General features: G+C 35.8%; 15 protein-coding genes. 12 read left to right on the top strand and 3 right to left on the bottom strand.

Annotated elements, in window-relative coordinates; genetic code table 11:
• Positions 1–2 precede the first annotated feature (2 nt).
• The 9 genes from ACZ2G0_RS15230 to ftsY all read left to right on the top strand — a co-directional run bounded on the left by ACZ2G0_RS15230 (position 3) and on the right by ftsY (position 6,478).
• On the top strand, positions 3–1,319 hold the full coding sequence (locus ACZ2G0_RS15230) for a dihydrolipoamide acetyltransferase family protein (protein WP_470308354.1): 1,317 nt from the start codon (positions 3–5) through the stop codon (positions 1,317–1,319).
• A gap of 170 nt (positions 1,320–1,489) precedes the next feature.
• A complete protein-coding gene (locus ACZ2G0_RS15225) occupies positions 1,490–2,260 on the top strand; it encodes a 3'-5' exonuclease (protein WP_300284752.1) in 771 nt (256 codons plus the stop codon).
• Between the two features lie 89 nt (positions 2,261–2,349).
• Entirely contained in the window at positions 2,350–2,961 is a 612-nt protein-coding gene (locus tag ACZ2G0_RS15220) for a fumarylacetoacetate hydrolase family protein (protein WP_470308353.1), read from the top strand.
• A complete protein-coding gene (locus ACZ2G0_RS15215; protein ID WP_300284758.1) occupies positions 2,961–3,305 on the top strand; it encodes an Hpt domain-containing protein in 345 nt (114 codons plus the stop codon). Before ACZ2G0_RS15220 ends, ACZ2G0_RS15215 begins: the two co-directional genes overlap by 1 nt.
• 94 nt (positions 3,306–3,399) lie before the next feature.
• A complete protein-coding gene (locus ACZ2G0_RS15210; protein WP_470308352.1) occupies positions 3,400–4,653 on the top strand; it encodes a CinA family nicotinamide mononucleotide deamidase-related protein in 1,254 nt (417 codons plus the stop codon).
• 72 nt (positions 4,654–4,725) lie between these two features.
• Positions 4,726–4,962 (top strand): 50S ribosomal protein L28, encoded by a 237-nt coding sequence (gene rpmB / locus ACZ2G0_RS15205; protein ID WP_187010808.1) that lies wholly within the window; start codon positions 4,726–4,728, stop codon positions 4,960–4,962.
• Between the two features lie 28 nt (positions 4,963–4,990).
• Entirely contained in the window at positions 4,991–5,173 is a 183-nt protein-coding gene (gene rpmG / locus ACZ2G0_RS15200) for a 50S ribosomal protein L33 (protein ID WP_016988713.1), read from the top strand.
• Between the two features lie 72 nt (positions 5,174–5,245).
• Positions 5,246–5,398 (top strand): DUF4295 domain-containing protein, encoded by a 153-nt coding sequence (locus tag ACZ2G0_RS15195; protein WP_187010807.1) that lies wholly within the window; start codon positions 5,246–5,248, stop codon positions 5,396–5,398.
• A gap of 126 nt (positions 5,399–5,524) precedes the next feature.
• Positions 5,525–6,478 (top strand): signal recognition particle-docking protein FtsY, encoded by a 954-nt coding sequence (gene ftsY / locus ACZ2G0_RS15190; RefSeq protein WP_300284778.1) that lies wholly within the window; start codon positions 5,525–5,527, stop codon positions 6,476–6,478.
• Between the two features lie 173 nt (positions 6,479–6,651).
• Here ftsY and ACZ2G0_RS15185 read toward each other — a convergent pair whose 3' ends face one another.
• The gene (locus ACZ2G0_RS15185; RefSeq protein ID WP_470308351.1) at positions 6,652–7,719 is read right to left on the bottom strand and encodes a serine hydrolase domain-containing protein; all 1,068 of its coding nucleotides are present in this window, start codon (positions 7,717–7,719) and stop codon (positions 6,652–6,654) included.
• 253 nt (positions 7,720–7,972) lie between these two features.
• Between ACZ2G0_RS15185 and ACZ2G0_RS15180 the strand changes: the two genes are divergently transcribed.
• Positions 7,973–8,413: a lipocalin family protein gene (locus tag ACZ2G0_RS15180; RefSeq protein WP_470308350.1), complete on the top strand. Its 441-nt coding sequence runs from the start codon at positions 7,973–7,975 to the stop codon at positions 8,411–8,413.
• Positions 8,394–8,690: a DciA family protein gene (locus ACZ2G0_RS15175; RefSeq protein ID WP_470308349.1), complete on the top strand. Its 297-nt coding sequence runs from the start codon at positions 8,394–8,396 to the stop codon at positions 8,688–8,690. Before ACZ2G0_RS15180 ends, ACZ2G0_RS15175 begins: the two co-directional genes overlap by 20 nt.
• 113 nt (positions 8,691–8,803) lie before the next feature.
• Here the strand turns inward: ACZ2G0_RS15175 and ACZ2G0_RS15170 are convergent, their stop codons facing one another.
• On the bottom strand, positions 8,804–9,223 hold the full coding sequence (locus ACZ2G0_RS15170) for a nucleoside-diphosphate kinase (protein WP_072941331.1): 420 nt from the start codon (positions 9,221–9,223) through the stop codon (positions 8,804–8,806).
• Positions 9,224–9,297: 74 nt separating this feature from the next.
• Complete coding sequence (gene bshC / locus ACZ2G0_RS15165) at positions 9,298–10,887, bottom strand: bacillithiol biosynthesis cysteine-adding enzyme BshC (protein WP_470308348.1); 1,590 nt, start codon at positions 10,885–10,887, stop codon at positions 9,298–9,300.
• A gap of 107 nt (positions 10,888–10,994) precedes the next feature.
• On the opposite strand from bshC, the gene ACZ2G0_RS15160 reads away from it, so the two are divergent.
• A complete protein-coding gene (locus tag ACZ2G0_RS15160; RefSeq protein ID WP_470308347.1) occupies positions 10,995–12,272 on the top strand; it encodes an MFS transporter in 1,278 nt (425 codons plus the stop codon).
• Positions 12,273–12,316 lie beyond the last annotated feature (44 nt).

The raw sequence follows: 12,316 nt of genomic DNA, 5'->3' as shown, positions 1-12,316 counted from the left end.
ATATGGCAAGATTTGAATTAAAACTTCCTAAAATGGGAGAAAGCGTTGCAGAAGCTACAATTACTAATTGGCTTAAAGAAGTTGGAGATAGAATTGAAGCGGATGAGGCAGTACTCGAAATTGCAACTGATAAAGTAGACAGTGAAGTTCCTTCTGAGGTTTCGGGAGTATTAGTTGAGCAGTTGTTTGGAAAAGACGATCTAGTTCAAGTAGGCCAAACTATTGCTATCATTGAAACAGAAGGTGGAGAAACTACTTCAACTGCTAATAATGCGGTTGCAGAAGCGGTTGCTGCTGTAGAGCAAACGGTGGAAACTGCTAAAGATACAGTTGCTGCACCCGTAGCTTCAAGTGATTTAGATACTTCAAAGTCAGATAAATTCTTTTCTCCATTGGTAAAAAATATCGCTGCTGCAGAAGGAGTATCGGTTACTGAATTGGACGGAATTTCTGGTACCGGAAAAGAGGGTAGGGTTACTAAAAACGACATTTTAGATTACGTAAAAGATAGAGCAAGTCAACCTGCTGTTAAAGCTGTCGAAACGCCAAAACAAGCTCCAGCGGCTGCGGCTCCAGTAGCTCAAAAAGCAGCTCCAATTTCCGTTAACGGAGGAGATGAGATTGTTGAAATGGATAGAATGCGTAAGTTGATTTCGGGTTATATGGTGGCTTCGGTGCAAACTTCGGCTCACGTGCAATCCTTTATCGAGGTAGATGTTACCAATATCGTTAAATGGAGAGAGAAAAATAAAAATGCTTTTGAAAAAAGAGAAGGAGAGAAGTTAACGTACACTCCAATTTTTATGGAAGCAGTGGCAAAATCATTGAAAGATTTCCCAGGTTTAAATATCTCTGTTGATGGAGATTACATCATCAAAAAGAAAAATATAAATTTAGGAATGGCAGCCGCTTTACCTAATGGGAATTTAATTGTTCCCGTAATTAAAAATGCAGATCAACTGAATTTAGTTGGGATGGCTAAGGCAGTTAATGACCTTGGAAATCGTGCTAAAATGGGTAAATTAAAACCAGACGATACACAAGGAGGAACTTATACGGTAACGAACGTAGGTACTTTTGGAAGTGTTTTTGGAACACCTATTTTAAATCAACCACAGGTAGGTATTCTAGCTCTTGGTGCTATCAGAAAGGTACCAGCAGTTATCGAAACTCCTGAAGGAGATTTCATAGGTATTCGTCAAAAAATGTTCCTTTCTCACAGTTATGACCACCGTGTCGTTGATGGAGCTTTAGGAGGTGGTTTTGTAAAAAGAGTTGCTGAGTATCTTGAAGCATTTGATGTAAATAGAGATTTGTAGATCAAAACGATAATTATTTAGAACCCGATAGAATTTAAGATCTATCGGGTTTCTTTTTTTAAATTGAAAATCAAAGAAATTTGAGACTGCTTTTAAGTAGATTTATTCCGTGATTTTTGCTCTAAAATTAAACGCAAACCTATATATTTGTAATCATACAATATTTTAAAATGGAATTAAAACTCAATAAACCAATTTGCTTTTTCGATCTTGAAACTACAGGAATCGATATTGGAAAAGATAGAATTGTCGAAATATCAATATTTAAAGTGTTTCCTAACGGAAATAAAGAAAGTAAAACGTGGTTAGTGAATCCTACGATTCCTATTCCTCCACAAACGACGGCGGTTCATGGTATAACCGATGAAAAAGTGGCCAATGAGCCTACTTTTAATGAATTAGCTCCGGCAGTTTATAATATGATTAAGGACAGTGATTTAGCTGGTTTTAACTCGGATCGATTTGATATTCCTTTATTAGCAGAAGAACTACTTCGCGCTGGTGTTGATTTTGATATGAAAAATAAGGTTTCAGTTGATGTGCAAACTGTTTTCCATAAAATGGAAGAACGTACATTAAGTGCTGCTTATAAATTTTATTGTGGTCAAAGTCTAGAAAATGCACATTCAGCAGAAGCAGATACCATGGCGACTTACGAAATATTGAAAGCACAATTGGATCGTTATCCTGAGCTGGAGAACGATATGAAGTCATTGTCAGAGTTTACCACACGCAAGAAAATTGCTGATTTTGCAGGAATGATTGCTTTTGATAAAGATGATGAGGAGATTTTTACTTTTGGTAAACACAAAGGGGTAAAAGTGAATACGATTTTAGAGAAAGAACCGGGTTATTTCAGTTGGATACAAAATGCTGATTTCCCGTTGTATACTAAAAAAGTATTGACAGCAATAAAGCTCAGAAAATTAAATACGAAATAGGGTTCTAAGGATATAAGTTAGCAAGATTCTAAGTTTTTTAATTTTGGTATAGTAACTTAGAGACGCTACAACCCAGCAACGATAAAAAAATGAAAATAATTTGCATTGGTAGGAATTATGTTGATCATATAGAAGAATTGAAAAATGAACGTCCGGCGGAGCCTGTTGTGTTCATCAAACCGGATTCGGCTATTCTTTTAAAACAACATCCGTTTGTGATTCCGGAGTTTTCAGAGGATATTCACCATGAAATCGAAATCATAGTTAAGATAAATAAGGTAGGTAAGTATATCGAACCTAAGTTTGCTCATAAATACTATGATGAAATTAGTGTAGGAATTGACTTTACTGCCCGAGATTTACAAGCAAGCTTGAAAGCAAAAGGATTGCCGTGGGAAAAATCAAAAGCATTTGATGGATCGGCTGTGATTGGTGATTTTTTGCCAAAAGAGCAGTTTAGTTCGTTAGAAAAACTTACTTTTGAATTAACTAACAATAATAAGGTTGTTCAGAAAGGAGATTCGAGTTTAATGTTGTGGAATGTAGATGAGTTGATTGCTCATGTTTCTCAATATTTCACACTAAAAATTGGAGATATTATTTTCACAGGTACTCCAGCTGGTGTTGCAGCAGTGCAATCAGATGATGTTTTAGAAGGATTTTTAGAAGGAAACAAACTATTTAGAATACAAGTAAAATAATGGCTTTAAATTACAACCTTTCCAAAGTGTACGCGCTTTCGGATAACGATCCAGAATTTGTAAACGAAATTCTAACTTTATTCGTAACTGAGGTTCCCGATGATTTGGCTCAAATCAAAGAAGGAATCAAAAAGAAAGATCACAAGCATGCTTATGCTTACGCGCATAAAATTAAACCTACTTTAGATCTTTTAGGTATGAATGTTGCTTTTGAGGAAATTCTTCAAGTTGAGGCATGGACTAAAATTGAAGGTCGCCGCAGAGATATTGAGCACACTTTTGATAGCATTAAAACTCAAATTAAAGAAGCAATTAAGGAAATCAAAAAAGATTTTGATTTGTAAAGCTATAACTGAAAAGAATAAAATATAAATTCAACATCCTGATAGTCGGTATGTTGAATTTTGTTTATATAACAAATCCTATTTTTAAGTAGCCATGAAAGCAACCATAATAACTATCGGTGACGAGATTTTAATTGGGCAAATTGTTGATACTAATTCGGCTTTTATTGCCAAATCACTAGATAAGATCGGGGTAGAGGTCACGGAGATGATTTCTATTAGCGACGATAAAAATCACATTTTAGACACTTTTGCAAAACTGCAAAACAAGGTTGATTTAGTTTTAATTACCGGTGGTTTAGGGCCAACAAAAGACGATGTGACCAAAAAAACTTTTTGTGATTATTTTGAAGATGAGCTGATTGTTGATCAAAAGGTTTTGGAACATGTAACAGAGTTGATTGAAGGAATTTTTAAAAGGCCAATCAATCAAATGAACAAAGACCAAGCGCTTGTTCCCTCTAAGTGTACCGTGCTGCACAATGCTGTAGGAACCGCTCCTGGAATGTGGGTAAAAAAGGAAAATACTGTATTTATATCCTTGCCAGGAGTGCCTTATGAGATGAAATATTTGGTGGAAAACGAAATTATTCCAAAAGTAATTCGTGAATATGAACGACCATACATTATTCATAAAACAATTTTGACCCACGGACAAGGTGAGAGTTTGGTAGCGGAGCGAATAGAAGAATGGGAAAATAGCTTGCCTGCATTTTTAAAATTAGCGTATTTACCTGCACCTGGTAGAGTGCGATTACGACTTTCGGCTAGAGGCACTGATAAGGCTTTTTTAGAAAACGCCATAGAGGAATATGTAGTTTCGCTAGATGCTATAATTAACGATATAATTGTAGGATTTGAGGAAGAGAATACAATTGAAGTAGTTGTTGGAGAATTGCTTACAAAACAGCAAAAGACAATTGCTACAGCCGAAAGTTGCACGGGAGGTAGTATAGCCTCGCTTTTATCTTCGGTTCAGGGCTCTTCTTCGTATTTTAGAGGAAGTATTGTGTCCTATGCCACGGCGGTAAAGACAGATGTATTGAATATTTCAGTGGATTTAATAGGTGAATTTTCAGTAGTTAGTGCTCAGGTCGCGTCAGCTATGGCATTGAGCGTAAAACAATTGATGAAAACTGATTATGCAATAGCGACCACTGGTAATGCGGGACCATCAAAAGGAGATTCTGATGCAGCAATTGGGACGGTTTTTATCGCACTTGCTACACCAAATGATGTAATTGTGGAAGAATTTAATTTTGGCCAACCCCGTGAAAAAGTGATAGATAGAGCTTTGTATAAGAGTTTGGAAATGTTACATAAAGAAATTTTAAAAAAACAGTCGTAATTTTTTTGCTTCATCCGTTTATTTTTCTTTTCTTTGCACCCTGATTTTGAATAACGATAAAAGATAAGTATAATGTCAAGAGTTTGTGACCTTACAGGTAAAAGAGCGATGGTAGGAAATAACGTTTCTCACGCTATGAATAAGACTAAGAGAAAGTTTTCTGTAAACTTAGTTAAAAAGCGTTTTTATCTTCCAGAAGAAGATAGATGGATTACTCTTAGAGTAGCAGCATCTACGATAAAAACAATTAACAAAAATGGAATTGACGCTGTTTTGAAAAAAGCAAAGTCTGAAGGATTTATTAAATAATCTTTTTCCAAAATAAATATATAGCAAGATGGCAAAGAAAGGTAATAGAATCCAGGTAATTTTAGAATGTACAGAGCACAAAACTTCAGGTGTTGCAGGTACTTCAAGATACATTACAACTAAGAACAAAAAAAATACTCCAGACAGATTAGAGATTAAGAAATTTAATCCAGTTTTGAAAAGAGTAACTGTTCACAAAGAAATTAAATAATAACAGCATTTTAATTAAGGTCTTACAGTAGTTTTACTGAAGATTTAACTAAAATACAAATAACATAGAATCATGGCAAAGAAAACCGTAGCATCGTTACAGACATCTTCTAAGAGATTATCAAAAGCCATCAAAATGGTGAAATCTCCAAAAACTGGTGCATATACATTTGTGGAAACAATTATTGTACCTGAATTAGTTGATGAATTTTTGAGTAAAAAATAATTCATTACAGCAGTATATAGATTAGCTACTTTCTTTCGAAAGTAGCTTTTTTATTTTTATCTTTACCCATTAGAAATACTATTGGATTCTTATTTCCAATACTTCATTTTTTATACCACTGATACAATGAGTTTTTTTAAAAGAATATTTTCATCAGAAAAGAAAGAAAGTCTAGACAAAGGTCTAGAAAAAACTAAAACAACTTTTTTCTCTAAGTTAAGTAAAGCAGTTGCCGGAAAATCTAAAGTCGACGATGATGTTTTAGATAATTTAGAAGAAATCTTAGTTTCTTCGGATGTGGGCGTTAATACTACTTTAAAAATTATAACTCGAATCGAAGAACGTGTCGCAGCAGATAAGTACTTAGGAATTGATGAGTTGAATCGTATCTTGCAAGAAGAGATCGCTTCTTTGCTTTCTGAAACGAATACTGGAGAAGCGACTGAGTTTGTTATTCCTGTTACCACTAAACCGTATGTATTAATGGTGGTAGGTGTCAATGGTGTGGGTAAAACAACAACCATAGGTAAGTTAGCCTATCAATTCAAGAAGCAAGGATATAATGTAGTGCTTGGTGCAGCTGATACTTTTAGAGCCGCTGCAATTGACCAACTACAAATTTGGGCTGATAGAGTAGGTGTTCCTATTGTAAGACAAAATATGGGTTCTGATCCTGCTTCAGTAGCTTTTGATACTTTGCAATCAGCTGTAGCTCAAAACGCAGATGTCGTTATTATCGATACTGCAGGTCGTTTACACAACAAAGTGAATTTAATGAATGAGTTGACTAAGGTAAAGCGTGTTATGCAAAAGGTAGTTACCGAGGCTCCTCACGACGTACTTTTGGTTCTTGATGGTTCTACAGGTCAAAATGCCTTTGAGCAAGCGAAACAATTTACTGCTGCTACCGAAGTGACAGCATTAGCTGTTACTAAACTTGATGGTACTGCTAAAGGTGGAGTAGTAATTGGTATTTCTGACCAATTTAAAATCCCAGTAAAATATATAGGAGTTGGTGAAGGAATTGAAGACCTACAGGTTTTTAATAAATTCGAATTCGTAGATAGTTTTTTCAAATAATACGCCGTCTCATGAAGAATGTAAGTCCAATTCAATTGTATTTTATCAGTCTAATTTGCTTTGTTTTAGCAAATGTATTACGCGATAAACTTGATTTTGCCTATGGAGCCTTTTTAGGAGCCGGCCTAGTTTTGTTTTTGTTGGGTGTTTACAAGAAAATTAGCGCTAAATAATTATTGATACAAAGCATTTATTTTCTCCCACAATGTTTTGTCAAAATCAGACAATGCTAGATTTACACTGTCTGCAGCATCGCCCATTCGTATGACTACCATTTTTTTACTTGGTATTACGTAAATTTTTTGGTCGTTTTTACCTAAAGCCATGTACATGTCATTAGGTCCTGTTGGGATCAGGCTTCCCGGAAATTCTAACTGGGACTGTGGAAGGTGGTAACTTGATTTACCGTTTAACCACCATAAATAGCCGTAACTGTTGTTTATGTTTTGTGAAGTTGTTGTAGCAGCCGCGCAATAATCCTGGTTGATGATTGTATTGTTTTCCCATTTCCCGTTGTTCAGCATTAGTAATCCAAAACGTGCCATACTGCGTGTCGTGCTAAAATACACGCTATTGTTGTCGATTGTAAGCCAAGTACCATCCATTCCTATTTTGTCTCTTAATTTAGTATTAAAGTAGTTAGACCAAGTTTGCCCGCTGGCTTGAGCCACTACGTCTTGTAGTTTGACGTACACATTGTGGTACGCCCATCGTGTACCGGCATCAGCTTTGTATAGTAAATTGCTAGGAGTTACACCGTCACCATTTGTGATGTCTTCAATTCCTGAGGTCATCGTAAGCAAATTTTTGCAGGTTATTAGGTTCTCTTTGGCTAGCGGTTCACTCGTCCAGCCTGTTCCTAGATAGGTAGCTACTTTTGCATTTAGATCAATACTATTTTCTTGTGCTGCTATGCCTGTCACTGTACTTGTTAATGTTTTTCCCGCGCTTGCCCAATACCAATTAGTGGTAGCGGTATGGGAATTAAAATAGTTTTCCATTACGATACGGCCGTTTACTAAAACGATAAAGGATTTAGTGTGTTTTTGATCGAGGTAGTCAAGTAGAGGTTGTACAGCAGCTTGTTTCCAATTTAAACTTGCTATTGTTTTAGTCTCCCAACTGTCTGATCCTATTGGAGGAAAGTACATGCTCTCCGTACTACTTTCTGTTTTTAAAGGTTCCTTACTACAGGCGAAGCAACAAAGTAGGAATATTAGTATTGCAGTATATTTAGTCATGATAATTGTAGTTGTTTGATGGTTAGACCAAAAATAGCCAAAATAGTTTACTATATTTTTCTTTTGCTTTGCCTTTTTTAAGAGTAACTTTGTAATAAGGAGAAACGTGTTATAAACCGAAATCCCCTAGCCCCGATGGTAGCGGCATCCCGAGTATATATTGCGGAAGAATGGAGCAATTTATGCGAGGATATAGCGAACAGCGGGAAATAGCTCCTAAAAACCAAATGTCTTTTATTTAAATACAGTTCCAATGAAAACTAGTTTTAAAATTTTGTTTATTTCCTTATTGTTTGTGGCTTGCAAACAAAAAATTGAACCCGCAGATATCGCTAAAATTAACGGGTATTGGGAGATTGAGAAAGTTGTTTTTGACAAAGGAGATGATAAGGATTATTCGATGAATGAAACCTATGATTACTTTGAAATTAAAGACAATAAAGGCTTTAGAAAAAAGGTAATGCCACAATTAGACGGTACTTTTTTAGTAAATGATACGCAGGAAGCGGTGGCAGTACGTTTTGTAGATGACAAGGTGTTTTTGGACTATAAAACACCGTTTATGAAATGGAGCGAGGAAATTATTGCGCTTACTGATGCCGAATTAGTAGTTGTAAATGCCGATAAAAAAGAATACCATTACAAGAAAACAGAAGCAATAAATTTATTAGGAGATGGCGAAAAGAACAAGTAATCAAAGTACGATTGGTGATGTCCTGAAACAAATTATTCAGGTTAATAAGTTACAGCCCGGCATGGATCAAATTGATGTTAAGGATGCTTGGAAGAACTTGATGGGTAATGGCGTTAACAGTTATACGCGTGACGTTATCTTGAAAGGGAGTACGCTTTATGTAGAGCTGACATCGGCGGTTTTAAGGGAAGAGTTGAGTCATGGTAAATCAAAAATTATTACGATGATTAATGAGGAATTACGCCGTGATGTGGTAAAGGATGTAGTTTTGAGGTAAAATTTAATATACCGTAGAGTCATAAAAAAATCCCGTCATGCTTATGCAGACGGGATTTTTAGTATGGTTGATTTTTAAATTTAAGTTTAAAAATCGTGTATGTTAGCAATAAATTAGAACTGCTCTCTTCCTGCAAAATGGAAAGCACCTTCGATAGCTGCGTTCTCATCACTATCAGAACCGTGAACTGCATTTTCTCCAATTGAAGTTGCGTATGCTTTACGGATAGTTCCTTCAGCTGCTTCAGCAGGGTTAGTAGCTCCAATTAAAGTTCTGAAATCTTCAACTGCATTGTCTTTTTCTAAAATAGCAGCAACGATTGGTCCTCTTGACATGAATTCAACTAATTCTCCGTAAAAAGGTCTTGCAGCGTGAACAGCGTAAAATGCTTGAGCATCAGCAACTGTAAGTTGAGTTAATTTTAAAGAAACGATTTTGAAACCTGCATTAGTAATCATTGCAAGAATGTTTCCGATGTGTCCGTTAGCAACAGCATCAGGCTTGATCATTGTAAAAGTTCTATTCGTAGCCATTTTTTATGTTTTTTTATATTTTGTGCAAAAATACTATTTTTTTATTAGAATTGTTGTAAAAAGAGCTGATGAAATTACAGAATTGTAATTGTAAAATTTTGATCTAACGGTTTTAACTGCTCAAGTAAGGTTGGAATCAGCTTTTCGCCGTATTCTAAATAAAATTCAGAGAAATTCGTTTGGCGCTCCTGCAGACTTTTATTTGGGAAAATTTCGTTTTGTAAGTCGGTAACGCGCTCCAAAACATCGGCTAATTTGCGTTTTTGAGCGCTAAGTAGTCGTTTTTCTAAATTATCTAAGCCTTTAATTTGTTTGGTCTCTTGTGCTTTTACCGCTCCTGCAAAAGATTCGTCTGTGTGTTTTGTTATCGCATGCAGTGCTTCAAACTGATATTTCAACTGCTCTTTAAGCGGAGACATATCGATTGAAAATTCAGATAACTGTTTGGTTTGGTTCTCAATTAGCTGCAATTGTTTCGCAAATAAATCAGACCAGGTTAAATGCAATTTAGCTGCTTTTTTAGCTTGCTTTTCGGTTACCAGTACTACTGAGTTTCGGACCAACAGCATCGGAAAAGTAACATTTACAGCATCAAAAAACGATTTAAGTTCCAACCAATAAGCGATTTCACCACCGCCGCCAATGTAGCATAAGTTGGGTAAAATTACTTCTTGATACAACGGACGCATAATTACATTAGGACTAAAACAGGCTGGATTGCTCTCTAGAAGTGCTAAAATTTGATCGGTTGTAAATTCGATTTTGGTATTATTTACTTTGTAAATACCGTTTTCTAGAATAATACGTTCCCTGATCGTGTCCTCGATATAAAATAGGTTTATTTCGCGAGGGTTAACTTGGACGTTGTATTCTTGAAGTTTTTCGGTCGTTTCTAGTACGGCCTTATGTGATGTTTGTTTTAGTAATTCTTCTTTTATGTACGGAATGAAATTACGTTTTAAGTCTTGATTATCGGCATCTAGGATTACTAGTCCGTGCTGTCCAAAAAGGGTATTAGCCAAGTAACGTGTGGCATCAGCGAGATTATCATGATCTAAATACGACTGCGTGAATACTTTTTTTAGGTGTTCAGCATTTGTGCTCGTGCCGAGCTCTTGCTGGTAAATCTCAAAAAAGTCAGCTAAGCCCTCAGTCGCAAGGCGTCCTACTGGACCGGTACTGTTTTTATTCCAACGGAATTTTTTCCCTTTAAAATTAAAGTAATTTATTTCCTCAAAATCATGGTCTTCAGTAGCCATCCAATACACGGGTACAAAATTGTGGCCAGGATGTTTGACTTTTAATTCCTTGGTGAGATTAATAGTTGAAATGATTTTATATAAGAAATACAAAGGACCGCTGAACAAATTGAGTTGATGTCCAGTTGTTACTGTAAAAGTAGTATCGGATTTTAATAGTTCAATGTTTTGCGCTGTCAAAGGCGAAATCTCGATTTTCGAGTACTGTTTTTGAAGTACATTTGCAAGAGCTACTCTATTTGCAGGAGCAAAATTGGCTGCTTTTTCTTCGATTTGTTTTTCAAAATTTTCTAGAACAGGAAATCGGTTATATAGTGTGTGTAGCGTATCTTTTTGATTCAAATAATCATTCATCAATGGGGAGAAATATCCAGAATCTTGATAGCTGATACAGTCTGTTGGCATGTGTTATTTTGTTTTTGTAAAAATACCAAAAATATTGGAACTAAATGTTTGTTGATTTCATAAATAAAAGTCAATTTTGAGACTACTAATTAAACCACCTTTATCCAATGAAAGAGGATCCTAAAAAAACAAATTCGGTAAAGCATGTACTTTTTGGCAGCTTAATTGGTACAACGATAGAGTTTTTTGATTTCTATATTTATGCCAATGCAGCAGTATTGGTGTTTCCACAATTGTTTTTCCCCGGTACTGATAGTTCGTTAGCTACATTGCAATCCTTAGCTACATTTTCGATTGCATTTTTATCGCGACCGCTGGGCTCAGCATTTTTTGGACATTATGGCGATAAAATTGGACGTAAATTTACGTTGGTTGCCGCATTGCTCACTATGGGGATTTCAACTGTAGTGATAGGATTGCTTCCTAGTTATGCGAGCATTGGCGTGGCTGCACCTATACTTTTGATGGTGTGCCGTTTTGGTCAGGGAGTAGGTTTAGGAGGAGAGTGGGGAGGCGCTGTATTGCTAGCTATTGAAAATGCACCTCCTAATAAAAGAGCTTGGTATGGTATGTTTCCGCAATTGGGCGCTCCAATAGGATTGTTGCTTTCTGGGGGAACTTTTTTACTGTTAACAGATAATTTGAGTCCTGAAAATTTTCTTGATTATGGATGGAGAATACCATTTATTGCTAGTTCATTGCTCGTGATTGTTGGTTTTTATATTCGATTAAAAATCACTGAAACTCCTGCTTTTGAGAACGCAAAAATTGCAAAGGAAAAGATTAAAGTGCCATTTCTTACAATAATAAAATCGTATAAAAATCAATTGATTTTTGGTACTCTTGCTGCTATAACAACCTTTTTAGTGTTTTATTTAATGACCGTTTTTACTTTGAGTTGGGCAACATCAGACTTAGGTTACTCCAAAAGAGATTTTCTACTAATGCAGTTATTTTCGGTTTTGTTTTTTGCGCTTTTTATACCTATTTCGGCAGTATTAGCAGATAAAGTCGGTCGTCGTAAAATGTTGATAACTGCTACAACAGCCATTGCCATTTTTGGTTTCAGCTTTTCTTATTTCATGAATTCTGGAAGTCCTGCAATGATGATTTTCTTTTTATGTACCGGTATGACTTTGATGGGGTTTACCTATGGTCCTTTGGGTACGTTTTTGTCTGAGCTGTTTCCAACTGCTGTTCGATACTCTGGCGCCTCATTGACTTTTAATTTAGCAGGTATCATCGGTGCTGCTTTTGCACCGATGATTGCTATTTGGTTAGCCACGCATTACAGCTTGACTTATGTGGGCTTCTATTTGACTTTTGCAGCTATTATTTCTTTGTTTTCTCTATTAGTTATTAGTAGAAAAGAACATCAATTTTAAAATTATATCCAACGGTACAAATCGCTAAAAATAGGGTTAGTCGT

The sequence above is a fragment of the Flavobacterium sp. KKT103 genome (assembly GCF_055640565.1).
The sequence above is the reverse complement of the archived record's forward strand: the minus strand, read 5'-3'. Positions and strand labels throughout refer to the sequence as shown.